This window comes from Cobetia sp. 29-18-1 (assembly GCF_029846405.1).
Taxonomy (GTDB): domain Bacteria; phylum Pseudomonadota; class Gammaproteobacteria; order Pseudomonadales; family Halomonadaceae; genus Cobetia; species Cobetia amphilecti.
Genome location: NZ_JARWKS010000016.1, coordinates 81,423 through 105,069 on the forward strand (window position 1 = coordinate 81,423; position 23,647 = coordinate 105,069).

Annotated in this window: 19 protein-coding genes and 1 other RNA gene; 18 read left to right on the forward strand and 2 right to left on the reverse strand. The window is 64.1% G+C overall.

Annotated elements, in window-relative coordinates:
* Window positions 1-1,902, reverse strand: coding sequence for a penicillin-binding protein activator (locus QD208_RS13060; protein WP_279837044.1), 1,902 nt, complete (start codon window positions 1,900-1,902; stop codon window positions 1-3).
* Window positions 1,903-2,098: 196 nt separating this feature from the next.
* Between QD208_RS13060 and rsmI the strand changes: the two genes are divergently transcribed.
* From rsmI to lpxC, 17 genes are all read left to right on the forward strand, one after another.
* A complete protein-coding gene (gene rsmI, locus QD208_RS13065) occupies window positions 2,099-2,962 on the forward strand; it encodes a 16S rRNA (cytidine(1402)-2'-O)-methyltransferase (RefSeq protein ID WP_279837046.1) in 864 nt (287 codons plus the stop codon).
* A 102-nt stretch (window positions 2,963-3,064) separates the two neighbouring features.
* Window positions 3,065-3,417, forward strand: an RNA gene (gene rnpB, locus QD208_RS13070) — RNase P RNA component class A.
* 285 nt (window positions 3,418-3,702) lie between these two features.
* Window positions 3,703-4,689 (forward strand): 16S rRNA (cytosine(1402)-N(4))-methyltransferase RsmH, encoded by a 987-nt coding sequence (gene rsmH / locus QD208_RS13075; protein ID WP_054555089.1) that lies wholly within the window; start codon window positions 3,703-3,705, stop codon window positions 4,687-4,689.
* A gap of 250 nt (window positions 4,690-4,939) precedes the next feature.
* Window positions 4,940-5,260: a cell division protein FtsL gene (gene ftsL / locus QD208_RS13080; protein ID WP_043332508.1), complete on the forward strand. Its 321-nt coding sequence runs from the start codon at window positions 4,940-4,942 to the stop codon at window positions 5,258-5,260.
* Window positions 5,261-5,367: 107 nt separating this feature from the next.
* Window positions 5,368-7,029, forward strand: coding sequence for a penicillin-binding protein 2 (locus QD208_RS13085; RefSeq protein WP_054555193.1), 1,662 nt, complete (start codon window positions 5,368-5,370; stop codon window positions 7,027-7,029).
* Between the two features lie 105 nt (window positions 7,030-7,134).
* Complete coding sequence (locus QD208_RS13090) at window positions 7,135-8,733, forward strand: UDP-N-acetylmuramoyl-L-alanyl-D-glutamate--2,6-diaminopimelate ligase (protein ID WP_279837047.1); 1,599 nt, start codon at window positions 7,135-7,137, stop codon at window positions 8,731-8,733.
* Window positions 8,730-10,181 carry a UDP-N-acetylmuramoyl-tripeptide--D-alanyl-D-alanine ligase gene (murF, locus tag QD208_RS13095; protein ID WP_279837048.1) on the forward strand — a complete coding sequence of 484 codons (1,452 nt, stop codon included), beginning with the start codon at window positions 8,730-8,732 and terminating at the stop codon, window positions 10,179-10,181. The genes QD208_RS13090 and murF overlap by 4 nt, the downstream gene beginning before the upstream one ends.
* Before the next feature lie 9 nt (window positions 10,182-10,190).
* Complete coding sequence (gene mraY / locus QD208_RS13100) at window positions 10,191-11,273, forward strand: phospho-N-acetylmuramoyl-pentapeptide-transferase (RefSeq protein WP_043332504.1); 1,083 nt, start codon at window positions 10,191-10,193, stop codon at window positions 11,271-11,273.
* A 13-nt stretch (window positions 11,274-11,286) separates the two neighbouring features.
* On the forward strand, window positions 11,287-12,798 hold the full coding sequence (gene murD, locus QD208_RS13105; protein WP_279837049.1) for a UDP-N-acetylmuramoyl-L-alanine--D-glutamate ligase: 1,512 nt from the start codon (window positions 11,287-11,289) through the stop codon (window positions 12,796-12,798).
* Window positions 12,791-14,020: a putative lipid II flippase FtsW gene (ftsW, locus tag QD208_RS13110; RefSeq protein ID WP_052384394.1), complete on the forward strand. Its 1,230-nt coding sequence runs from the start codon at window positions 12,791-12,793 to the stop codon at window positions 14,018-14,020. The genes murD and ftsW overlap by 8 nt, the downstream gene beginning before the upstream one ends.
* Window positions 14,021-14,097: 77 nt before the next feature.
* On the forward strand, window positions 14,098-15,174 hold the full coding sequence (gene murG, locus QD208_RS13115) for an undecaprenyldiphospho-muramoylpentapeptide beta-N-acetylglucosaminyltransferase (protein WP_279837057.1): 1,077 nt from the start codon (window positions 14,098-14,100) through the stop codon (window positions 15,172-15,174).
* Between the two features lie 22 nt (window positions 15,175-15,196).
* Window positions 15,197-16,609: a UDP-N-acetylmuramate--L-alanine ligase gene (murC, locus tag QD208_RS13120; protein ID WP_216059803.1), complete on the forward strand. Its 1,413-nt coding sequence runs from the start codon at window positions 15,197-15,199 to the stop codon at window positions 16,607-16,609.
* A complete protein-coding gene (locus QD208_RS13125) occupies window positions 16,606-17,607 on the forward strand; it encodes a D-alanine--D-alanine ligase (RefSeq protein ID WP_279837050.1) in 1,002 nt (333 codons plus the stop codon). The genes murC and QD208_RS13125 overlap by 4 nt, the downstream gene beginning before the upstream one ends.
* Before the next feature lie 3 nt (window positions 17,608-17,610).
* On the forward strand, window positions 17,611-18,339 hold the full coding sequence (locus tag QD208_RS13130) for a cell division protein FtsQ/DivIB (protein WP_043332498.1): 729 nt from the start codon (window positions 17,611-17,613) through the stop codon (window positions 18,337-18,339).
* A gap of 290 nt (window positions 18,340-18,629) precedes the next feature.
* Window positions 18,630-19,910: a cell division protein FtsA gene (gene ftsA / locus QD208_RS13135; protein WP_043332496.1), complete on the forward strand. Its 1,281-nt coding sequence runs from the start codon at window positions 18,630-18,632 to the stop codon at window positions 19,908-19,910.
* A 40-nt stretch (window positions 19,911-19,950) separates the two neighbouring features.
* The gene (gene ftsZ, locus QD208_RS13140) at window positions 19,951-21,117 is read left to right on the forward strand and encodes a cell division protein FtsZ (protein ID WP_043332494.1); all 1,167 of its coding nucleotides are present in this window, start codon (window positions 19,951-19,953) and stop codon (window positions 21,115-21,117) included.
* A gap of 451 nt (window positions 21,118-21,568) precedes the next feature.
* Window positions 21,569-22,480, forward strand: coding sequence for a UDP-3-O-acyl-N-acetylglucosamine deacetylase (gene lpxC / locus QD208_RS13145; RefSeq protein ID WP_054555085.1), 912 nt, complete (start codon window positions 21,569-21,571; stop codon window positions 22,478-22,480).
* Between the two features lie 214 nt (window positions 22,481-22,694).
* Here the strand turns inward: lpxC and QD208_RS13150 are convergent, their stop codons facing one another.
* On the reverse strand, window positions 22,695-23,174 hold the full coding sequence (locus QD208_RS13150; protein ID WP_054555084.1) for a DciA family protein: 480 nt from the start codon (window positions 23,172-23,174) through the stop codon (window positions 22,695-22,697).
* A 62-nt stretch (window positions 23,175-23,236) separates the two neighbouring features.
* On the opposite strand from QD208_RS13150, the gene QD208_RS13155 reads away from it, so the two are divergent.
* On the forward strand, window positions 23,237-23,617 hold the full coding sequence (locus QD208_RS13155; protein ID WP_043332488.1) for a hypothetical protein: 381 nt from the start codon (window positions 23,237-23,239) through the stop codon (window positions 23,615-23,617).
* Window positions 23,618-23,647 lie beyond the last annotated feature (30 nt).

Here is a 23,647-nt window from a genome sequence, read left to right on the forward strand (position 1 = left end):
TCAGGGCGTGTAGGCTTCGACGGTGCGGCTGTTGGCGCCTTTCAGTGGTGGGCGCGGTACGCCACCTCTGAATTCAGCCCAGGGCAGCGTGCGCTCGATGCGGCCATCGTGGCGCGGGAAGAGGCTGCCGGTGGCGCCGAAGAGTTCGCCGCCCGCACCGGCCAGCATCAGCGGTACGCGCTGGGCCAGACGATAGGCATCGACCCCCATAGCGTTGAGCTTGAGCATGCGCGGTGAAGCATCGGACAGGGCGCGGTAGGTGTCGACTTCCGGCAGGGACGCCTTGCCGCCGGAGGAGGCCTCCGGCACTTCCCAGGGGATGTCCACGAAGTCGACGCCATTGAGGTCGCCATCCTGATCGGGCTGCGGTGCGCCGTCATAGAGATGGGAGGTGCCGTAGATCGGCAGGTCGCCCGCATAGTAGAAGTCCAGCATCGGCGGCACCTGACGCGCATAACTCGGCAGTGCCAGCAGGAAGATCATGTCGATGTTGCCGGAGTGGGCGCGGCCGTATTTGCTGCCGGATTTCTTGGCGGACTTCATGCGCGCCTGATCCTGGCTCGAGACCGACAGCAGGTCCTTGACGGCTGAGCTGACGGCGCCCTTGGGGTTGTAGCGCTCGACGGAGACGACGTCGCCGCCTTCCTGCTCGAAGCGGTCACGGAAGGCGCTGTAGACGCGCTGGCCCCAGGCATTGTTGGGCACCAGCGCGGCGGCGCCACGATGGCCATCAAGCGCGGCGCGCATGGCGACCTGGCGGGCTTCGTCCTCGGCGGACAGGCCGTACTGGAACAGGTTGTCGGCACGGTTGCTGTCATGGGTGCCGTAGTTGAGGGCCAGTGTCGGCAGCGGCAGGCTGTTCTGGGTCTCGAGCTGACTGACCAGCTTCTTGTCCAGCGGGCCGAGCACGACCTGGGCGCCATCCATGGTGGCACGGGCATACAGGGTCTTGAGGTCCGCGCTCGAGGTGTCATAGAAGCTCAGCTGCGGGGTGGCCTCGGCATTGTCGATGGCGCTGCGATGGCGTGCCTCGATGCCTTCACGGATGGCCTGGGCGATCCGCTTGAGCGAGCCGGACTCGGGCAGGAAGACGGCAATCTTGCGCACTTCCTGGCCGGAGAGCTCGCGCAGGTCGAGAATGCCCTGCGGCATCTGACGTGCGGCGGGATGCTGCGGGTTGGTGTCCGACCAGTCGTTGATGGCGGAGAACATCTGGTCGATGTTGCCGCCGAAGCGACGCTGCAGGCGCAGCAGATCCGTCCAGCCACTGGCGGTGGGGCTGGCACTGGCCAGCTCATTGAGCTGACTGGGCGAGAGGCGCGTGAGCTGCTCCCACAGGGTGTCGTTGATGCTCAGGTCATCGCTGTCGGCCTGCAGGGCGATCAGGGTCTGGGCACTGGCCAGGGGTTCGCCGACCATGCCGAGCGCCAGGCCGCGACGCTTGCGCAGTGTGCGCTGGTCATCGCCGGACATCTGGATGTTGTCCTCGAGCACCGAGGTGGCCAGGATCGTGTTCCAGCCGTCCTGCTGCTCAAGCGCGATACGCGACAGCAGCAGGGCCCATTGCACGCGCTCCTGCGGCTCGAGGCTTGTCGGGTCGATGTCGGATGCGATGGTGATCGCCTGCGCGTTGTCGCCGCTGCGTGCTAGGATGTCCGCAGCTTGCAGGCGCGTACTGGCCGCTTGCTGACCCTGTTGCTGCTCGGCCTGAGCGAGCAGGGCATCGGCACCGGGGCCGCTGGAAAGCGGTGACTGTCCGGCACACCCTGCCAGCAGCAGGGCGGAGGCGGCGAGGCCCGCCAGCGTGCGCAGGCCGGAACGTGAACGGCGCGCGGCCTCCTGCCGGATGGCTGACGAAGTGCCCAGCGTATTGGCTGATGCACGATTCCATGTCTGGCGCATGTACGACGGTCCCTTGGCTGATGGGCGATGTGGTCAGGACTGCATCGCCGCCTACTGTGATGAAGGGTGAAAGGCATCATGGCACTCGGTCGATCAGGGCCACGCATGCAGCGTCCTTCGGATGAAATGTCCCAAGGCAATCTGCCTGTGTCTGACGACCATTTCTACCATTGAGTTCAACGAGTCGAAGCATTGAATGTCCGAGTCTTCTGAAGGCGTATTGTACGTGGTCGCCACGCCGATTGGTAACCTCGATGATCTCAGTCCCCGCGCCGCGCGGGTGCTGGGAGAAGTGGACCTGATCGCAGCCGAGGATACCCGCCACAGCGCGCGGTTGCTGCGTCACCTGGGCCTGGAAGTGCCCATGATGTCCCTGCACGATCACAACGAACGTGGCCGTGTCGACCAGCTGTGTCAGGCGCTGGAGGCAGGCCGACGCGTCGCGCTGGTCTCCGATGCCGGCACGCCGCTGATCTCCGATCCCGGCTTCATCCTCGTGCGCGCCCTGCGCGAGCGTGGCTTCAAGGTAGTGCCGCTGCCGGGGCCGTGCGCGTTGATCACCGCCCTCAGTGCGGCGGGCCTGCCGACGGATCGCTTCACCTTTGAAGGCTTTCTGGCCCACAAGGGCGGCCCGCGTCAGGCACGCCTTGCCGCGCTGCGCGACGATAGCGCCACCCACGTGCTGTACGAGTCTCCGCACCGTATCCAGGCGCTGCTCGGCGATATCCGCGAGGTGCTGGGCGAGCGCCGGGTCGTGCTGGCCCGTGAGCTGACCAAGACCTTCGAGACCTTCCTTGATGGCACGGCGGCCGAGCTGCTGGCGCAGATGGACGCTGACAGTGATCAGACCCGCGGTGAGTTCGTGGTCATGATCGAAGGAGCGCCGGCACGTGACGGCGACGAGGCGGCCAGTGTCGAAGGCGACGCCCTGTTGCAGGTGCTGTTCGAGGAGGGTGTCGGCGTCAAGCAGATGGCCGCCATCGCCACGCGTCTGGTGGGTGGGCGCAAGAAAGCCTGGTATGCCAAGGCGCAAGCCATGAAGGACGCGGCGGAGGAATAAGCAAACCTCTGTCACGCCAGACTTTTTTGCCGCTGCCATTGTTCGGCCTGCGCGGGCTTCGTCTTGTGAAAGGCCCATGACACTGGTAGTCTTGCGCGCTTGGGAGACGGCCAGACAGTCGCCGCCAGCGCAAGCTGGGGGAGGAAAGTCCGGGCTCCATAGGGCAAGGTGCCAGATAACGTCTGGGCGGCGCGAGCCGACGGCAAGTGCAGCAGAGAGAAGACCGCCTACGTCAGCTTCGGCTGACCGGTAAGGGTGAAAGGGTGCGGTAAGAGCGCACCGCGCGGCTGGTAACAGTTCGCGGCGAGGTAAACCCCACCTGGAGCAAGACCAAATAGGCCCCCTATGCTGCTGCCCGCAGTGGGGGCGGGTTGGTTGCTTGAGCCCTGAAGTGATTCAGGGCCTAGATGAATGACTGTCCACGACAAGACCCGGCTTATCGGCCATCTCCCGCCTTATAACGTCAGTGTGCTGCCAGCCTTCGCGATGCGAGCGATGGCAGCACACCCTGAATTCGCATGACCGGCGCCGTCCGCTGCGTGTTTCGTGAATGACCATTGCAGTTGGATGGCAACGAACACGCTGCCGTGACAGGCGCCGGTTGTCGGTTATGGCACTTGAATTCGTGTTTCAGCCGCTTGCCTGCTGCACGCGGGCGCTGTCTCCGCTCTTATGCTGTCGGTGCCCTTTGCCACCGGCTTTCACTGCTCGCATCGCGTGCCAAGGTCCAGAGTTTCGTCATGTCCAAGCCCAGCGCTCCTTCCGTTACCGAGTCTGCCGATACCGAGTCCGTCGAAGTGGCTGATCGCTTCGCGCATGTCAGTGTCATGCTCGATGGCGCGGTCGATGGCCTGATTCAGGACACGGCCGGCGTCTACTTCGACGGCACCTTCGGTCGCGGTGGCCATTCGCGTCTGATCCTGTCGCGTCTGGCGCCCGAGGGGCGTCTGATCGCCTGTGATCGTGACCCCCAGGCGCTGGCGGAAGCCGCGACCATCGATGACGAGCGTTTCAGTATCCATGCCGGTGAATTCGCGCGTCTTGGCGAGTATGCCGAGCGTGAGGGCGTGCATGGCCAGCTGGATGGCATCCTGCTCGACATCGGCGTGTCATCCCCGCAGCTGGATGATGCCGAGCGTGGCTTCAGCTTCATGAATGATGGCCCGCTGGACATGCGCATGGACCCCACCAGTGGCGAGAGCGCCGCCGAGTGGCTGTCGCGTGCCAGTGCCGAGGACATGGCCTGGGTCTTCAAGACCTATGGTGAGGAGCGTTATGCCAAGCGTCTGGCACGTGCCGTGGTGGAGCGTCGCGCCGAGCGACCCATCACGCGCACCGGCGACTTCGCCAGCCTGATCAAGGATGCCCACCCCAACTGGGAGAAGCACAAGCACCCGGCGACGCGTGTCTTCCAGGCGATCCGCATTCACATCAATGGTGAGCTGGATGAGCTGACCCGCGCGCTGGATGCCGGTCTCGAGGCGCTCAAGCCCGGCGGTCGTCTGGTCGTGATCAGCTTCCACTCGCTGGAAGACCGCATCGTCAAGCGCTTCATGCGTGACAAGGCGCGGGGGGATCAGGCGCCGCGTGGCATGCCGATCCGTGAAGACCAGCTCAACAAGCGTCTCAAGCTGGTGGGCAAGGCGCAGAAGGCTTCGCAAAGCGAAGTCGATGCCAATGTCCGTTCGCGCAGTGCCGTGATGCGCATTGCCGAAAAGCTCAAATAGCGTCAGTGCTCCCTCCGGGGAATCGTGCCTCTTTCTGCGCCTGCCTACCGGCAGGCGCGCGCGCAAGTGGGCTGTGGTGAAAGGACGACACAAGTGTTGCCGTGCTGCAACTCTTAGCGGCTAACGCCACTTGCTGACATAATGCGCCGGGCGCTTCAAACAAGTGAGCGAACATCGCGCCTGCACGTTGGCAGTCTGCAAGGATATTCGTGATGCGGGGCATCACGTTCAGAGTGATTAGGGAGTCGGCATGGCGGGACGGAGACAGGATGGCTGGACGGGTAACTGGCCGATCAAGGTGCAGATGCGTTGGCGTCACCTGTGTTTCGCGGTGCTGATGCTCAGTCTGCTCGGCTCTGCCGCTGCTGTCGTGATCAGCTCCCACCTCTCGCGCGGCCAATATGCCCAGCTGCAGAAGCTGGAAGCGGCGCGCGATGATGCGCGTGCACGCTGGGGCCGCCTGCTGCTGGAAGAGAGCGCCTGGTCGGCGCCGGCGCGTATCGAAAGCATCAGCATCGAGCGACTCGAGATGCGCGTCCCGGATGTCCACGATGTCGAGGTCATTCGCTGATGGCCACGCGTCGCCCGCCTTCGTCTCGCCCGCGCAAAGCCGCTGGCGCTGAGACGCCCGCTCGTACCAAGGCCGCAAGCGGTGCCCGCAAGAGCGCGCGCGCGGCCATGGGGCCAGCCCGCTATCGCATCATGCTCTTCATCGTGCTGGCCGGGCTTGTCGCTCTGGTCGGCCGCATCGGCTATCTCCAGCTCTTCGATCAGCAGTTCCTGCAGGATCAGGGCGACGCACGCACCCTGCGTGTCGACAGCATCAATGCTCACCGCGGCATGATCACCGATCGCACCGGTGAGCCGCTGGCGATCTCCACACCGGTCATCACCCTGTGGGCCGACCCGCGCAAGGTACCCGACGACCCCGTGCGGCTGTCGTTGCTGGCGCGCGCGCTGGGTCAGAAGCCGGATGATCTGATCGCACGCGTCCGCCGCTATCGTGATGCCGGCAAGGGCTTCATGTACATCAAGCGCCAGATGACCCCGCCGCAGGCCCAGCCTGCCATCGACCTCGATATTCCGGGCGTCAGCCACAAGCAGGAATACAAGCGCTATTACCCCTCCGGAGAAGTCTCCGCCCAGTTGATCGGCGTGACCAACGTCGATGACAAGGGCCAGGAGGGGCTCGAGCTTGCCTACAATTCCTACCTTTCCGGTACGCCGGGCAAGCGACGTGTGCTCAAGGACCGCAAGGGGCGCCTGGTGCGTGACCTGCATCTGATCAGCGAAGCCAAGCCCGGTGGCGATCTGACACTCTCCATCGACCTGCGTCTGCAATACATGGCCTACCGCGAACTCAAGGCGGCCGTGGCGGAGCACCGCGCCGATGGCGGCACCCTGGTGATGATGGATGCGCGCACCGGCGAAGTGCTGGCGATGGTCAATCAGAAGTCCTATAACCCGAACAACCGCGCCGGGCTTGATCCCGCCGGGCTGCGTAACCGCGCGATCACCGATGCCTTCGAGCCAGGCTCGGTGATGAAGCCGCTGTCGATGAGCGCCGGCCTTGCCTCCAGCAAGTATCAGCCGGACTCGGTGATTGATACCACGCCGGGTTACATGCGGGTCGATCAGTTCACCATTCGTGACTTCCGCAACTACGGCAAGCTCGACATGGCGGGCATTCTCTACCATTCCTCGAATATCGGCATGAGCCGCATGGCGCTGAGTCTCGAGGATGATGCGGTGTGGAATCGCTACTATGAGCTGGGCCTCGGCCAGGCGCCGGGCACCGGCTTCCCGGGCGAGACGACCGGCGTGCTGCCGCCGCCGACCAACTGGTCGCGCAGCAAGCGGGCCTCCATCTCCTACGGTTACGGTATCAGTGTCTCGGCGCTGCAGCTGGCCAGTGCCTACACCGCACTTGCCAACGACGGCCGTCGTGTGCCGCCGTCGCTGCTCAAGGTCAAGACGCCGCCGGTGGGTGATCAGGTGATCTCATCGGACAACGCGCACGCCTTGCTCGGCATGATGGAGAAGATCGTGCAGCCCAACGGGCCTGCCAAGCGGGCGGTGGTCGAAGGCTATCGCATCGCCGGCAAGACCGGCACCGTGCGCAAGGTGACGGCCGGTGGTTATCAGAAGACCGCGTATCGTTCGTTGTTCGCGGGTGTGGCACCGGTGTCTGATCCGCGTATCGTGACCGTGGTGATGATCGAGAACCCCAAAGGGGAAGAATATTACGGCGGACTGGTGGCGGCGCCCGTGTTCGGGCGCGTGGTGGGCAAGGCATTGCGCCTGCTGGATGTGCCGCCGGACAGCAAGGTCGGTGAGTAACGCTTTTCATGTGGCACGGTCGTCGGCCTCGGGCGGGCGACTGCGTCTTTTTTCTCATGTAGTGAATACGTTCCGGGACATCGGGAACAAGGAAGGTCTTCCGACATGATTTCACCGCACGATTCCAGGCGCCTGGGCGAGTTTCTGGCGCGCCCCTTGGCCACGGCGACAGACATGCTGGCAGCTTTGCTGGCGCTGTGGCCAGGCGCCCTCGATGACGATTGCCGTGCACGGCTTGCCGCGCACGATGACTGGCACCTGACGATCGACAGTCGCAGTGCCGCGCTGGGCTCCATCTTCATTGCCATCCCCGGCATCGCCAGCGATGGCCGCGACTATATCGCCGCGGCGCTTGAAAGCGGTGCCGAGCTGGTGCTGGCCGAAAGACCCGCAGGCGGGGATGCACGCCTCGCGCTGCATTCAGACGATGCCAGAGTCGTCTGGCTCGAGAATCTGGGCGAGCAGCTCGGTGAGCTGGGCCGCCAGGCCTTCCGCGTGCCCGAGTCGCTGACGCTGGTCGGGGTCACGGGCACCAATGGCAAGTCTTCCGTCACCCATTACATCGCCGAGCTGGCCGAAGCGATGGGCACGCCCGCCGGCATGATCGGCACGCTCGGCATCGGGCGTCCCGGCGCGCTGGTCGCGGGCGAGCGCACCACGCCCGATGCCCTGGCCGTGCAGGCGGCGCTCAAGGGGCTGAGCCTGGCCGGTGCCGAGCTGATCGCGATGGAAGTCTCTTCGCATGCGCTGGATCAGGGGCGCGTCAATGGCTGTCGATTCACCGTCGCGGGCTATACCAATCTTTCGCGAGACCACCTCGACTACCACGGCAGCATGGCGGCCTATGCGGCGGCCAAGGCGAAGCTGTTCAAGCGTCCCGAACTCAAGCTTGCGGTGCTCAATGCCGACGATGCGCTGGCGCGTCTGATGCTGGCCGGCATGCAGCGCGGCGTGCGCGTGCTGGCAATGGGGCGTGATGATGTCGCGACCCTGCGCGTGCTGGATGTCTTCCCCGAGCCGCTGGGCCAGGTTGCCGTGATCGCGACGCCGGATGGCGAGCGTGAGCTGGGCCTCAATCTGATGGGGCGCTTCAACCTCGACAACGCCTTGCTGGCAATGCTGATCCTGCATGGCCTCGATTATTCGTTCGAGGGGCTGTTTGCCGCCGCGCCGCGTCTGACGCCGGTACCGGGTCGCATGCAGCGCCTGAGTCGTGATGGCGCGCCGGTGGTGGTGGTCGACTATGCCCACACGCCGGAGGCCGTCGAGACGGCGCTGACCGCGCTGCGTGCCCACCTGCCGGCGCGGGATGATGCCCGGCTGTGGTGTGTACTCGGCTGTGGCGGCGATCGCGACAGCGGCAAGCGCCCGCTGATGGCCACGGCCGCCGAACAGGGCGCCGACCGTGTCGTGATCACCGATGACAATCCTCGCACCGAGGATGCCGCCGCCATCCGTCAGCAGATGATGACCGGCATCCATGCCCGCGAGCGCGTGCTGGATATCGCCGAGCGTGGCGAAGCCATTGCCCAGGTCATCCGTGATGCCGGCGAGCATGATGTCATCCTGATCGCCGGCAAGGGGCACGAGGACTATCAGGAAATCGACGGTCAGCGACTGCCGTTTTCGGATGTGGCCCATGCGGTCGCGGCGCTGGAGCATCGTGAGCTCTCGATGCTGGAAGGTCAGGAGCGTGACGCATGAGTGCGCCTGAACAGCCCGTCGCTCTGGACACCTTCGAGGAAGTGGCCGCGGTGCTCGGGGCGCAGTTGCCACAGGCATTGCGTGGTCAGGTGCTGGGCGCCATCGAGACGGACACCCGCAAGCTTGGCGAGCAGGCCGCACCGCTGTTCGTGGCCCTGAAGGGTGAGCGCTTCGATGCCCATGACTTCCTCGCCCAGGCTCGCGCCAATGGTGCCGTCGCGGCGCTGGTCGAGCGGGCAGTGGATGATCCGCTGCCGCAGATCGTCGTCGCGGATACCCGGCTGGCCTTCGGGCTGCTGGCGGCGGCGCGTCGTCGTGCCTGGGGGAGGCCGCTGATCGCGGTGACCGGCAACAGCGGCAAGACCAGCGTCAAGGGCCTGGTGCATGCCATCCTTGTGCGGGATGCCGCGCGTTTCGAGGCCGAAAGCCTCGCCAATCATGGCAATCTCAACAACGATTTCGGCCTGCCGATGACGTTGCTGCGCTTGAGCAACGCCCACCAGCACGGCGTGGTCGAACTGGGCGCCAATCATCTCGGCGAGATCGCCTGGACGACGGCCCTGGCGCGCCCGCAAGTGGCGGTGATCACCAATGTCACCGGCGCCCATGTCGGCGAATTCGGCGGCATGGGGCAGATCGCCCAGGCCAAGGGCGAGATTCTGGCGGGCTTGAGCCCGTTGGGAGGGCGACGTCCGGTCGCGGTGCTCAACCGTGATGACGCCTACTTCTCGCTATGGCAGGCGCTGGCCGCAACCGGCCAGGCGATCGATGTCATCGACTTCAGCGTTGTGGATGGCAGCGTGGATAGCGTTGATCGCCCGGCACGCCTGCAGGCACGTGAGCTAGGCGCGGATGAACTCGGGCGTTATGCTTTCGAACTGACGTTTGATGGCCGCTCGCTCGGTCGTGTCCAGCTGGCGTTGCTGGGGCGTCACAACGTGGCCAATGCGCTGGCGGCGGCCGCGGCGTGCCTGGCACTGGGCATCGACAGTGATCTGGTGATCGCCGGACTCGAGAGCGCCGAGAGCGTGCCCGGCAGGCTGGGGGTCGTGGCGGGCATCAATGGCTCGCGTCTGCTGGATGACAGCTACAACGCCAACCCCGGTGCCATGCTGGCGGCGCTGGATCTGCTGGCGACACTGCCTGCGCCGCGCTGGTGCCTGATGGGCGCCATGGGCGAACTCGGAGCAGACGCCGAACGTCTGCATGCCGAGGTGGGCGACCATGCCCGCAAGCTGGGCATAGATTTCATTGCCACCTGCGGCGAGGGCGCTCAGGCGACTGCCGAGGCCTTCGGGGCCGGTGGCAAGCACTTTATCGAGCGGGCAGAGCTGGAAGCTTACGCCCGTAACCATCTACCCACCGGGGCCAGTGTTCTGGTCAAGGGGTCTCGCAGCGCTGGCATGGAGAATGTCGTTGCCGCGCTCAAGGTCGACGCATCAAGGTGAATGTGAGTCATGCTGCTGCTGCTTGCTGAGTTTCTGGCCCAATTCAATGGCGCCTTTACGGTTTTCAATTATCTGACCCTGCGCGTGGTATTGGCCACGTTGACGGCACTGTTGCTGTGTCTATGGCTGGGTCCCTGGGTCATACGCAAGCTCGTCGATGGCCAGATCGGCCAGGCCGTGCGCGACGATGGCCCCAAGTCTCACCTTTCCAAGGCCGGCACTCCGACCATGGGCGGCGTGATGATCCTGTTGTCGATGGCCGTCTCCACCCTGCTGTGGGGCGATCTGACCAACCTGTATGTCTGGGTGGTCCTGGCCGTCACGCTGGGCTTCGGTGCCGTTGGCTGGGTCGATGATTACCGCAAGGTGGTGGAAAAGAATCCGCGTGGCCTGCCGGCGCGCTGGAAGTACTTCTGGCAGTCGGTGGTGGGCATCGGCGCCGCCGTGGTGCTGTACCTGACGGCGAGCACGCCGGCCGAGACGGGCCTGCTGGTGCCGTTCTTCAAGGACGTCGTCATCCCGCTGGGCGTGTTCTACATGGTGCTGACCTACTTCGTGATCGTCGGCAGCTCCAATGCGGTCAACCTGACCGACGGCCTCGATGGTCTGGCGATCATGCCGACCGTGCTGGTCGCCATGGGCCTGGCCATCTTCGCCTACGCCTCTGGCAACCTGAAGTTCGCCGAGTATCTGCACATTCCGTTCATCGCCGGTTCCGGCGAGCTGGCCGTGTTCTGCGCCACCATCGCGGGTGCCGGCCTCGGTTTCCTTTGGTTCAACACCTATCCCGCCCAGGTCTTCATGGGCGATGTGGGCGCGCTGGCACTCGGTGCGGCACTGGGGGTCGTGGCGGTCATCGTGCGTCAGGAAATCGTGCTGTTCATCATGGGCGGCGTCTTCGTGATGGAAACCGTCTCGGTGATCCTGCAGGTCGGCTCCTACAAGCTGACCGGGCGACGCATCTTCCGCATGGCGCCGCTGCATCACCACTTCGAGCTGAAAGGCTGGCCGGAGCCGCGCGTCATCGTGCGCTTCTGGATCATCACCGTCGTGCTGGTGCTGCTTGGCCTGGCCACACTCAAGGTTCGCTGAGGACGCATTCGCGATGACCCTCTCTGTCACCTCTCAAGCACCGGCCTCGCGGGTGCCTGCCAAAGGACCGACCCTGGTGGTCGGTCTTGGTGTCTCCGGACAGGCGATCGCTCGCCATCTGAGTGATCGCGGCATCGACTTTGCCGTCGCTGATACCCGTAGCGCACCGCCGGGCCTCGAGAGCCTGCGCGAGCATGCGCCGCAGGCCGAGGTGCATCTCGGTCCACTGGAAGCGCTGGACCTGTCACGCTTCGGCGAGGTGGTGCTCAGTCCGGGCATCGACCCGCGTCAGGCGGTGTTCGATGGGGTCCGCGAGCGACTGGTCGGCGAGATCGCACTCTTCGTGCGTACGCTGGATGAGCGTCAAGCCCGCGACGCGCAGGGCAAGCGGCCCACGCTGGTCGCGATCACCGGCTCGAACGCCAAGTCCACCGTGACCACGCTGATCGCGCAGATGGCCGCGCGTGCCGGCCGTGACGTGGCGGTCGGCGGCAATCTGGGCACCGCCGCGCTGACATTGTTGCGTGAGCAGCCTGATGCCGAGCTCTACGTGCTGGAGCTGTCGTCCTTCCAGCTCGAGACCACACCTGAGCTCAAGGCCGATGTCGCCTGTTTCCTGAATCTCTCCGAAGATCACCTCGATCGCCACGATGGCATGCGCGGCTATCAGGCCGCCAAGCGCGGCATCTTCCGCGGCGCAGGCCTTGCGGTCATCAATGCCGATGACGCCTGGAGCTGGCCGGCCGAAGATGATGCGGTGGCGCGAGTCAGCTTCAGTGTGCAGCTCGATGGATCGGCCGATAAGTCGACCGATGAGGCTGCCAGGCAGGCGCAATGGTGCCTGGCGGAGCAGGGCGGCACGCTGTCGCTGTGTCACATCGAGTCTGGTCAGCTGCGCAGCGTGATGCCTGCTGCGGACGTGCGTCTTGCAGGGCGCCACAATCAGGCCAATGCGCTGGCGGCACTCGCGATGGGCACCGCGATCGGCCTCGACGAGACGGCGATGGTCGCCGAGCTTGAAGGCTTCGCGGGCTTGCCGCATCGCGGCGAGCTGATCGCCGAGGTGGCGGGCGTGCGCTGGATCAATGATTCCAAGGGCACCAATGTCGGGGCGACGCTGGCGGCGATTGCCGGTCTCGGCCCGACGCTCGAGGGCAAGCTGATATTGCTGGCCGGCGGCCAGGGCAAGGGCGCGGACTTCACGCCGCTGGCGGCGCCATTGGCCCGTTACGCCCGTGAGGCGGTGGTGTTCGGACAGGATGCGCCGCTATTGACGCAAGCCCTGGCCGATGACGTATCCGTGACGCCAGTCATGACGCTGTTGGAGGCCATGCGTCATGCTCGACAGATCGCACAGGCGGGGGACTGCGTACTGCTGTCACCGGCCTGCGCCAGTCTCGATCAGTTCCCCAATTACATGGCGCGCGGCGACGCGTTCCGTGACTGGGTCACGCAGCACATCATGCCCGGTGCTGACTGCAATTCTGGCCCTGGCGGCAGCGACAAGGAAGCCTGCGATGCGTAACAAGGCCCGGCGAGTCCATGACACCTTGACGGCAGAGCGTCAGCCCGTCGACGGCTGGCTGCTGTTCTGCGCGCTGGCGATCCTGTGTATCGGCTGGGTGATGGTGACGTCTGCGTCCAGCGAGATCTCGAGCGAGCGCTTCGATGGCAATGCCTTCTACTACAGCATGCGTCACGGCATCTTCATCGTGATCGGCCTGGTGGCCGCCTTCTGTACGCTGCGCGTGCCGATGTCCGCCTGGCAGCAGCGCAGCTTCGCGATGCTGATGCTGGGCTTCGTGCTGCTGGTGGTCGTGTTGGTGGTCGGGCGCGAGATCAACGGCGCCAAGCGCTGGATACCGCTGCCATTGGTCGGCGGGGTGCAGGCCTCCGAGATCGCCAAGCTGTGTCTGATGATCTGGCTGGCCGGCTATCTGGACCGCCGCCTCGACAAGGTGCGCGCCAGCGTCGTCAACGGCCTCATTCTGCCCTGCGTTCCCTTGTTGCTGATGATCGTGCTGCTGGCACTGGAGCCTGACTTTGGCTCCATCGTGGTCATGGGCGGTGCCGTGATGGGCATGCTGCTGATGGCGGGCGTCGCCTGGTGGGGCTTCATCGTCTTGCTGGGCCTGGCCGGCGGCGGTGGTTGGCTGTTGGCGATCGCCGAACCCTATCGCTGGGAGCGTCTGACCACCTATACCGACCCGTGGGCCAACATGTATGACAGTGGCTACCAGCTGACCCAGGCGCTGATCGCCTTCGGCCGTGGCCACCTGAGCGGCATGGGGCTGGGCAACAGCGTGCAGAAGCTGTTCTACCTGCCGGAAGCGCATACCGATTTCGTGTTTGCCGTGCTGGCCGAGGAGCTTGGCTTGATCGGGGCGACAGCCGTGGTGGCGCTGTTCGGACTGCTGATCTACCGCGCCTTCAAGATCGGTCGCCGCGCTGAACTCGCCGGCTTGCCGTTCAGCGCCTACCTCGGCTACGGTATCGCCCTCGTGCTGGGGGCGCAGGCCTTCATCAACATCGGTGTGGCCAGCGGACTGCTGCCCACCAAGGGGCTGACCCTGCCCTTGATGAGTTATGGCGGCTCCAGCCTGATCGTCAGTTGCGTGCAGATCGCGATACTGCTGCGTATCGATGCCGAGACCCGCAAGCTGACCCGCACACCGACAGGAAATGCCGCCGCGCCCCGGCGCAAGGCCAAGAAGCCGACCGAGACACCGCAAGGAGCACAGGCATGACGTCATCTTCTTCTACCATCGCTCCCGAGGGGGCGGTCGACTCGGTAGACACTGTCTCCAAAGGCGTCGTGCTGATGATGGCCGGCGGCACGGGAGGGCATGTGATCCCGGCGCTGTCGCTGGCGCGTGCCCTCGCGGCGGCCGGTCACGAGATTCATTGGCTGGGCAGCCCGCGTGGCATCGAGAACCGTCTGGTGCCTGACGCCGGCTATCCGCTGCATCGGGTCGAGGTCGCGGGCCTGCGTGGCAAGGGGCTGGCGGGCTATACGGCGATCCCGTTTCGTCTCGCGCGCGCCGTCCTGCAGGCACGGCGCGTGATTCGTGAGCTCAAGCCGGTGCTGGTGGTAGGCCTCGGTGGCTTCGCCAGTGGTCCGGGCGGGCTCGCGGCGCGCCTTGAAGGCATTCCACTGATCATTCATGAGCAGAACGCCATCGCGGGCCTGACCAACAAGGTGCTGGCGCGAATGGCGACGCGTGTCTACGCCGCCTTCCCGGGCGCCTTCCCGCCCGCCCTCGGGGCTCAGGTGGTGGGCAATCCGGTGCGCGATGAGATCGCCGACGTTGGTGCCGCCGGGCATGCGTCCGAGTCTGCTGTCGAGACGGCAGGCGAGGCGCGTGCGTTGCATCTGCTGGTGATGGGCGGCTCGCTGGGGGCTCAGGCGCTCAACGAGACGCTCGCGCCGGCGCTGGCCTTGCTGCCGGAAGCCTCGCGCCCCGTGGTGCGCCATCAGGCCGGACGTGACAAGCAGGCGGCGACCCTTGCCGCCTATCAGGCAGCCGGCGTCACGGCTGAGGTCAGCGAGTTCATCGGTGACATGGCCGAGGCCTACGCCTGGGCAGACCTCGTGGTCTGTCGCGCCGGCGCGCTGACCGTGGCCGAGCTGGCTGCGGCAGGTCGCCCTGCGGTGCTGGTGCCGTTCCCCCACGCCGTGGATGACCACCAGACCGTCAATGCCGCGGTATTGGTCAAGGCGGATGCCGCGCGCCTGATTCCCCAGAATACGTTGACTGCCGAGCGCCTCGCCGAGACGCTGGCAGAATTGCTCGACCCCAAGATACTCACTGGCATGGCCGCTCGCGCCCGCAATAGTGCGGAACTCGATGCGGTAGCGACCATGCTGGCAGGCTGCATGGAGACTCGCCTTGAACGCTAGCAATTCTGATCGCGGTGCAGGTATGCGCCGCATCCGTCGTATCCACTTCGTCGGCATCGGCGGTGTGGGCATGTGTGGTATCGCCGAAGTACTGGGCAACATGGGCTATGAGGTCAGCGGCAGTGACCTTAAGGAATCCGCCGTCACGGCTCACCTGCGTGAGTGCGGCGTGCGTGTCGCCATCGGTCATGCGGCCATCAATGCCGAAGGCGCGGATGTGGTCGTGGTCTCGACCGCGGTGGACACCACCAACCCGGAAGTGGCCTGGGCGCGGGAGCATCGCATTCCCGTCGTGCGTCGCGCCGAGATGCTCGCCGAGCTGATGCGCTTCCGCCAGGGCATCGCGATAGCCGGTACCCACGGCAAGACCACCACCACCAGCCTGACCGCGACCCTGCTCGCGGAAGGTGGCATGGACCCGACCTTCGTCATCGGCGGCAAGCTGACCAGCGCGGGCACCAATGCCCGTCTGGGCGAGGGGGAGTATCTGGTCGCCGAGGCGGACGAGTCCGATGCCTCCTTCCTGCATCTGCAGCCGTTGATCTCGGTGGTGACCAACGTCGATGCCGATCACATGGCCACCTATGAGGGCGACTTCAATCGCCTCAAGGACACCTTCATCGAATTCCTGCACAACCTGCCGTTCTACGGTCTGGCGGTGCTGTGTATCGATGATGCCAACGTGCGTGAGCTGCTACCGCGTGTTCAGCGTCAGTTCGTGACCTACGGCTTCAGCGACGATGCCGATTACCGCATCAGCGATTTCCGCCAGGGTGGCGGTCAGCTCAGCTTCACGGCGCTGCGTCCGGAAGGCCATGCACCGCTCGAGATCACCTTGGCGATGCCGGGTGAGCACAATGCGCTCAACGCCCTGGCGGCGATCGCCATCGCCACCGATGTCGGTGTCAGCGATGAGGCCATCGCTCGCGCGCTGGCAAGCTTTGCCGGTGTCGGTCGTCGCTTCCAGGTGCACGGAGAATTCGCGGCACCCAATGGCGAGCAGAGCGTGATGCTGGTGGACGATTATGGCCACCATCCGCGCGAAGTGGAGATGGTGATTCGCGCCGTGCGCGCCGGCTGGCCGCAGCGCCGTCTGGTGATGGCCTACCAGCCGCACCGTTATTCGCGCACCCATGATCTCTATGAAGACTTCGTGCGTGTGCTGTCCGAAGTCGACACCCTGTTGCTGCTGGATGTCTACAGCGCCGGGGAAGCGATGATTCCGGGCGCCGATGGCCGCTCGCTGGCGGGCTCGATCCGTCAGCGCGGTCAGGTGGATCCGCTGTTCGTCGAGCACAAGCGTGCCTTGCCGGACTTGCTCAAGAACGTGCTGCGTCCGGGCGATATCCTGATTACCCAGGGGGCTGGCGATGTCGGTGGCATTGCGCTGGCACTGGCGGGGGCCGACCTCAAGCTTGACGAGGTGACGCTATGACCGTCTCTTCCTCCCCATCCGGGTCGACAGGCGTGAATCCTGAGCTGGCCACGCGCTATGGACGTGTCGTGGTGCTGTTCGGTGGCCTGAGCGCCGAGCGCGAGGTGTCGCTCAAGAGCGGTGCGGCGGTGCTGGCGGCCCTGCAGGGCGCTGGTGTCGATGTGCAGGGCTATGACATGGCGCATGGGCTGGCCGGTCTAGAGGCATTGCGTCCCGACCGTGTCTTCATCGCCATGCATGGTCGCGGCGGCGAAGATGGCACCTTGCAGGGGGCGCTGGAATTGCTGGGCATCCCCTACACCGGTAGCGGCGTGCTGGCCTCGGCATTGGGCATGGACAAGCTGCGCACCAAGAAGCTCTGGGATATCGAGGGCTTGCCGACGCCACGCTCCTGTCGCCTGGCGGCGGACACGGACTGGCATTCAGTGCTCGAGACGCTAGGGACACCGGTGGTGGTCAAGCCGGTGCATGAGGGGTCGACACTCGGCATCCATATCGTCGAGGACGCCCAGGCGCTCCAGGATGCCTGGACGGATGCCAGTCGCTTCGATGCGGTGGTGATGGCCGAGCGTTTCATCAAGGGGCCGGAATACACGGTGTCGGTATTGGATGGCGAAGTCCTGCCGGCCATTCGCATCGAAGCCGATAGCGGGTTCTACGATTACGATGCCAAATACATCGCCAATACCACGCGCTATCTGCTGCCTTGTGGTTTGAGCGCTGCGCGCGAGGCGGAATTGGCCGAGATCTCGCTCAAGGCATTCAACGTGCTGGGCTGCGAGGGTTGGGGTCGTGTCGATGTGATGGAAGATGCGGACGGCGCCTTCTGGCTGCTGGAAGTCAACACCTCGCCGGGCATGACCGATCACAGCCTGGTGCCGCAGTCCGCGGCGCATGTCGGGCTCGATTTCGCCACCCTGGTGCTGCGCATTCTCGACACGACTCTCGCCGAGCGGGACGCAAACGACGCGTCAGTCGCTCAGCAGAGTGGTCATTGATCGATGGCGGCGCGTAGCACTACCGGCGCAATCTTCGGCCTCGTTCTCGGTCTTGCGCTGCTGGTCGCGGGCGGACAGGCATTGTGGACCTGGCTTGACCGTCCCATTGAGCGAGTCACCATCAAGGGTGACTTCGATCATGTCAGTGCTGCCTACCTTCAGCGTCATATCGCGCCGTTGATTCGTGGCCAGAGCTGGCTCTCCGTCCCATTGGGCGAGGTTAGGCGTCGCGCGTTGGCGATCGATTGGCTGAGTGAGGTCAGCATCTCGCGTCGCTGGCCGGATACACTCGAATTCGAGCTGTTTGAACAGCAGCCGGTGGCCTACTGGAATGATGGCGAATTGCTCAATGTGCGCGGCGATGCCTTCCAGGCGGGCCCGGTCACGCAGCTGGGCAATCTGCCCAATCTGGCGGGGCCCAAGGGCAGTGGATCCGAAGTGCTGGCCGAGCTTGACGCGCTGCAGAGCCAGTTGGGCGGGCTGGGGCTCAATGTCTCCCAGTTGCGATTGGAGCCACGCGGCGCCTGGCGCTTTCAGGTCAATGATTCGGTGTGGGTGATGCTGGGTCGCAATGATCGTGAAGCGCGTCTGGCGCGTTTCATGGCAGCCTGGCAGCGGCGTCTGGGCGATGAGGCGTCGCAGATCCGCTACATTGATCTGCGTTACCCCAACGGAGTGGCAGTGGCGTGGCATGGGGAGACGACGGCACCCGAAGAAGGCAAGGACAGTTGAGGCAAATGGCGACACTCACTACATGCTTCATTTGCGTGTGAGTATTAGCAAAATGGCGATATCGCCAGTTTCATTTGTCGTCAATCCCGCCTATTCTAGCGGGGATTTGCGCCCCTCGGTATTTTAGGCTGGTATGCCCCAAGTGGCTGCTCCTATACTGGGAAGTACAAATCCCTCTGTACGGGTTAAACGGAACGTAAACCCGTTTTGGGTGGTGCGGCAGACATGTTGTCTGTCAAAGCGCGCAATTATTTTCATGATGAACCAGAATCAAGGAGCTGGCCCGACCTATGGCAGGACATTCCAAATCACAGGATATGGTGGTCGGGCTGGACATCGGAACCTCCAAGGTAGTCGCGATCGTGGGTCAGCCGACCGATGATGGCGGTATCGAAATTGCGGGAATTGGCTCCCACCCTTCACGTGGCATGAAGAAGGGTGTGGTGATCAACATCGAATCGACCGTACAGTCGATTCAGCGCGCAGTGGAGGAGGCTGAGTTGATGGCCGGCTGCGATATCCACTCGGTATATGTGGGCATCGCCGGCAGTCATATCAGTTCGATGAATTCCGATGGTGTCGTGGCGATCAAGGATCGCGAAGTGACGCCGTCTGATATCGAACGCGTGATCGACTCGGCGCGCGCTCGAGCGATTTCTGAAGGTCAGCGCATTCTTCACGTGCTGCCGCAGGAATATGCCATTGACCGTCAGGAAGGTATTCGCGAGCCGTTGGGCATGTCCGGGGTGCGTCTTGAGGCGCGCGTTCACCTGGTCACTGCCGCACTGAATGCCGTGCAGAATATCGAGAAGTGCGTGCGTCGCTGCGGGCTCGAAGTCGACGACATCATTCTCGAGCAGCTTGCCTCGAGTCATGCGGTTCTGACCGAGGATGAGCGTGAATTGGGTGTGTGCATGGTGGATATCGGCGGTGGTACCACGGATATCGCCGTCTTCACCGAAGGTGCCATTCGTCATACGGCTGTGATCCCCATCGCGGGTGATCAGGTCACGAATGACATCGCCATGGCGCTGCGCACACCGACGCAATATGCAGAAGAAATCAAGGTCAAGTATGCCTGTGCTCTGACCCAGCTGGCCTCCAGCGACGAGACGATCAAGGTGCCGAGTGTCGGTGACCGACCGGCACGTGATCTGTCCCGTCAAGCGTTGGCCGAAGTGGTCGAGCCCAGGTATGAGGAACTGTTCACCCTGGTCCGCGATGAATTGCGTCGCAGTGGCTATGAAGATCTCGTGGCTGCGGGCGTGGTTCTGACGGGTGGAACGTCACGCATGGAAGGTGTCGTTGAGCTGGCGGAGGAGATCTTCCACATGCCGGTTCGCATCGCTTGCCCGCAAAATGTGCGTGGACTGGCGGATGTGGTCCGCAATCCGATTTATTCCACGGGTGTGGGTTTGCTACATTATGGGATGAAACAGGAGCGGCATACGCCATCGTCGACGACCGTCGCGGTGCGCAGAGAGGAATCTGCCGCGCGACGCGTTCACGGCCAAGAGCACGACACCTCCACGCTGGAGCGGATCAAGGGCTGGTTCAAGGGAAATTTCTGACAGGGATTACAGAAAGACTGTGATCCAGGAGACAGGGCATATGTTCGAACTGGTAGATAACGCACCCTCCAGCAGCGCGGTCATCAAGGTGATCGGTGTTGGCGGCGGCGGTGGTAACGCCGTCAATCACATGGTCGAGAGCAACATCGAAGGCGTCGAGTTCATCTGCGCCAACACCGATGCTCAGGCGCTCAAGCGCGTGGCCGCCAAGACTGTCCTGCAGCTGGGCAGTGAAATCACCAAGGGGCTTGGCGCTGGCGCCAACCCGGAAGTGGGCCGCCAGGCGGCGATGGAAGACCGTGAGCGTATCGTCGAGCTGCTGCAAGGCGCCGACATGGTCTTCATCACGGCTGGCATGGGGGGTGGTACCGGTACCGGCGGTGCTCCTGTCGTGGCGCAGGTCGCCAAGGAGCTGGGCATCCTGACCGTGGCTGTCGTCACGCGTCCGTTCCCGTTCGAAGGGCCGCGTCGTCAGAAGGCGGCGGAGCAGGGCATGAAGGAGCTCTCCGAGCACGTCGACTCCCTGATCACCATCCCCAACGAGAAGCTGCTGTCTGTGCTGGGCAAGAGCGCCAGCCTGCTGAGCGCCTTCAGCGCCGCCAACGACGTGTTGCTGGGTGCCGTGCAGGGGATCGCGGAGCTGATCACCAGCCCGGGCATCATCAACGTCGATTTCGCCGACGTGCGCACTGTCATGTCCGAGATGGGCATGGCGATGATGGGGACCGGTGATGCCATCGGTGAGAACCGTGCTCGTGAAGCCGCCGAGAAGGCCATTCGCAGCCCGCTGCTCGAAGACATCGATCTGCATGGCGCGCGCGGTATCCTGGTCAACATCACGGCAGGCCCGGATCTCTCCATCGGTGAATTCAACGATGTGGGTGCCACCGTGCAGGAGTTCGCTTCTCCGGACGCCACCATCGTGGTCGGGACGTCCATCGACATGGACATGACCGACGAGCTGCGTGTCACTGTCGTGGCGGCGGGTCTCGACGGTCGCGTCGAGAAGCCGGCGGCGCGTGAAACGGCACCGGCCAAGCGTACCGTCGAGAAGCCGGCGGACTACCGCAGCCTGCAGACGCCGACGGTCACCCGTCAGGCCAAGGAAGAGCAGGAAGCGGCAGCCAAGAAGTCGGAGCCGCGCAAGTCGCGTGATATGGATGACTATCTCGATATCCCGGCCTTCCTGCGTCGCCAGGCTGACTGATGCGCACTGACTGACACGTCATTGACGCCCATGTGCCAGTCGGCACGAGGCTGAGATGACACGGCTCATCGTGAGTCTGACTTCACCCATCCGGGGCTTCCCGGGTGGGTGAAGTCGTTTCCGGGGCAGACAAAAGGGGCTTTCGCCGCCGGCGCGGGGCGCTGCCTGGGCGTCACGGGTGCATCCGCCAGTGCCGTGGGCGCGTAAGGAAGGGAGGGCTTCAAGCTGTCTTGCACATTGATTATCGTTTTATGGCAGTGCGAGTGAGAACTGTTTGGTGATTGCGTGTTCATACTCAGCACGAGACCAGCAGGCGCGCGGGTCAGCCTCAATGGTGCTCGAAAGGCAATGTTGAATTTCCCTAACAGCGGCAGGTGACAATTTGTTGAATTCCTGCATTGCTGTTATCATGAACACTGTTTCCAAATTCAGGCTGACTGGCTATCTCCCTATGATTCGACAAAAAACACTCCAGAATACGATCCGCGCCACAGGCGTTGGTCTGCACTCAGGTGACAAGGTTTACCTGACGCTGCGTCCCGCTCCGGTCAACACCGGCATCGTCTTCATCCGTACCGATCTCGAGCCGCAGGCTCATATCCGTGCCGATGCGATGAGCGTCCGTGACACCACCATGTGCACCGCCGTTTCCAACGGTGAAGCCAAGGTGACGACCGTCGAGCACCTGATGTCCGCCTTCGCAGGCCTGGGCATCGACAACTGCTTCGTCGAGCTGTCCGCGCCGGAAGTGCCGATCATGGACGGCAGTGCGGGTCCGTTCGTCTTCCTGATCCAGTCCGCTGGTATCCAGGAGCAGTCGTCGCTCAAGAAGTTCATCCGCATCAAGCGCGAGATCGAAGTGCGTGATGGTGACAAGGTCGCGACCTTCCTGCCGCACAACGGCTTCAAGGTGTCCTTCGCCATCGACTTCGATCACCCGGTGTTCGAGCAGCAGAAGCAGACCACCACGGTCGACTTCTCTACCACCTCCTTCGTCAAGGAAGTGTCTCGCGCGCGTACCTTCGGTTTCATGCGTGATCTCGAGTTCCTGCGCTCCCAGAACCTCGCGCTGGGCGGAAGCCTCGACAACGCCATCGTCGTCGATGACTATCGCATCCTCAACGATGAAGGCCTGCGTTACGACGATGAGTTCGTCAAGCACAAGGTGCTGGACGCCATCGGTGACCTCTACCAGCTGGGTCACAGCATCATCGGTGAGTTCCGTGGCTACAAGTCCGGCCATGGCCTCAACAACATGCTGTGCCGCGCGCTGCTGGAAAATGCCGACAGCTACGAGATTGTCACCTTCGAGAACTCCGATGCGATGCCGATTTCCTATGCCTCTCCGGCGCTTGCCGTCTGAGTCGAGGCCAATGACATCTGCGAAAGCGGCAAGACGAGGTATTTCAAAAGAAAAGCACTCAGAGACAGTACGAGCAGAACACTGTGACCTAGCCCGTCCAGCCTGACAGCACTGCTCCGGCCTTAGCCAGCCGGAGATGGAAACGACAACAGCCGCGCCGCCCTTCTGGGCGGCGCGGCTGTTTGCATGCAAGGCAACAAATTTCTTGGTTCCCTCAGGGCGTTTCGGTGTCGTCGCTCGAATCCGATGCGTGGGCCGCCAGTCGCTCCAGGGCGAGGCGCAGACGCTCGTCCCGGGTATGGGAGGCGCAATCCAGCAGGTGTTCTGCGGCGGCCTCTGGCAGGTGGCGTGGTTGGCGTGCGGGCACGAAGGCCGGGCGGATCGGGCGGACCTTGAAGGCCAGGCGGGCGAGGGTGGCGAGTTCTGGCAGCTCGCGCAGCACACTGATCAGGCGACGCTGCTCATAGCGCAGCCAGGTCAGCCAGGAGGCGCGGCTGGTGATCAGCGTCAAGGTGTCATCGTGATAGCCGCCGACGAAGACCTGTTCCTGCATGTCCTTGGGCAGTGCAGCACGCAGGTGCAGCTGGGCCTGCTCGAGCATGCGCGCCTGGCGCATGACGCTGCCAAGTTGCCCCTTGCCGTTCAACAGGCGCGCCGCGGGCTGGGCGCGGAAACGCTTAGCCTTTATACTCATGGGCTTGCATGCCGGTTCAGTGATTTCCGGCAATCTATCATGAGCGGGAGTCCGGCAACAGCATGAGCCCTGTCGATGCCACAGCACGCCCTCGTGCGTTACCGGATTCCGGTAGCGGCGCTTCGCGTCGCTGGTCGGTACGCACGGCACCACGCTGGCTGCTGGCAGGCCTGCTGCTCAGCTGTCTGTTCCCCGCTGGACTGAGCGCGGCGCAGGTCGAGCGCGTCAATCTGACGCTGGCCAGCATCCAGTTGCTGGCACCCGCGGTGATTCGTGCCGAGAGTCGCCGTCAGGGGCTACGCTGCCTGCGCAAGCGGGTGCGTCGTGCGCCCCAGGCCAGTCCCAACCTCCCGCGCCAGCGCTCCTTCGTTTCCTGCACACGCGTTCTGCTGCGTGGCCTCGTCAATGCCATCGCGCCGCGTGCGCCGCCCATTCTGTCCTGACACCCCGTTCATCGTCCGCGCCGTGGATGA

What these genes read in the sequence shown, in the direction of transcription:
- QD208_RS13060 (WP_279837044.1), bottom strand. Translation starts at nt 1,902, where the DNA reads ATGCGCCAGACATGGAATCGTGCATCAGCCAATACGCTGGGCACTTCG.
- rsmI (WP_279837046.1), top strand. Translation starts at nt 2,099, where the DNA reads ATGTCCGAGTCTTCTGAAGGCGTATTGTACGTGGTCGCCACGCCGATT.
- rsmH (WP_054555089.1), top strand. Translation starts at nt 3,703, where the DNA reads ATGTCCAAGCCCAGCGCTCCTTCCGTTACCGAGTCTGCCGATACCGAG.
- ftsL (WP_043332508.1), top strand. Translation starts at nt 4,940, where the DNA reads ATGGCGGGACGGAGACAGGATGGCTGGACGGGTAACTGGCCGATCAAG.
- QD208_RS13085 (WP_054555193.1), top strand. Translation starts at nt 5,368, where the DNA reads ATGGGGCCAGCCCGCTATCGCATCATGCTCTTCATCGTGCTGGCCGGG.
- QD208_RS13090 (WP_279837047.1), top strand. Translation starts at nt 7,135, where the DNA reads ATGATTTCACCGCACGATTCCAGGCGCCTGGGCGAGTTTCTGGCGCGC.
- murF (WP_279837048.1), top strand. Translation starts at nt 8,730, where the DNA reads ATGAGTGCGCCTGAACAGCCCGTCGCTCTGGACACCTTCGAGGAAGTG.
- mraY (WP_043332504.1), top strand. Translation starts at nt 10,191, where the DNA reads ATGCTGCTGCTGCTTGCTGAGTTTCTGGCCCAATTCAATGGCGCCTTT.
- murD (WP_279837049.1), top strand. Translation starts at nt 11,287, where the DNA reads ATGACCCTCTCTGTCACCTCTCAAGCACCGGCCTCGCGGGTGCCTGCC.
- ftsW (WP_052384394.1), top strand. Translation starts at nt 12,791, where the DNA reads ATGCGTAACAAGGCCCGGCGAGTCCATGACACCTTGACGGCAGAGCGT.
- murG (WP_279837057.1), top strand. Translation starts at nt 14,098, where the DNA reads ATGGCCGGCGGCACGGGAGGGCATGTGATCCCGGCGCTGTCGCTGGCG.
- murC (WP_216059803.1), top strand. Translation starts at nt 15,197, where the DNA reads ATGCGCCGCATCCGTCGTATCCACTTCGTCGGCATCGGCGGTGTGGGC.
- QD208_RS13125 (WP_279837050.1), top strand. Translation starts at nt 16,606, where the DNA reads ATGACCGTCTCTTCCTCCCCATCCGGGTCGACAGGCGTGAATCCTGAG.
- QD208_RS13130 (WP_043332498.1), top strand. Translation starts at nt 17,611, where the DNA reads ATGGCGGCGCGTAGCACTACCGGCGCAATCTTCGGCCTCGTTCTCGGT.
- ftsA (WP_043332496.1), top strand. Translation starts at nt 18,630, where the DNA reads ATGGCAGGACATTCCAAATCACAGGATATGGTGGTCGGGCTGGACATC.
- ftsZ (WP_043332494.1), top strand. Translation starts at nt 19,951, where the DNA reads ATGTTCGAACTGGTAGATAACGCACCCTCCAGCAGCGCGGTCATCAAG.
- lpxC (WP_054555085.1), top strand. Translation starts at nt 21,569, where the DNA reads ATGATTCGACAAAAAACACTCCAGAATACGATCCGCGCCACAGGCGTT.
- QD208_RS13150 (WP_054555084.1), bottom strand. Translation starts at nt 23,174, where the DNA reads ATGAGTATAAAGGCTAAGCGTTTCCGCGCCCAGCCCGCGGCGCGCCTG.
- QD208_RS13155 (WP_043332488.1), top strand. Translation starts at nt 23,237, where the DNA reads ATGAGCCCTGTCGATGCCACAGCACGCCCTCGTGCGTTACCGGATTCC.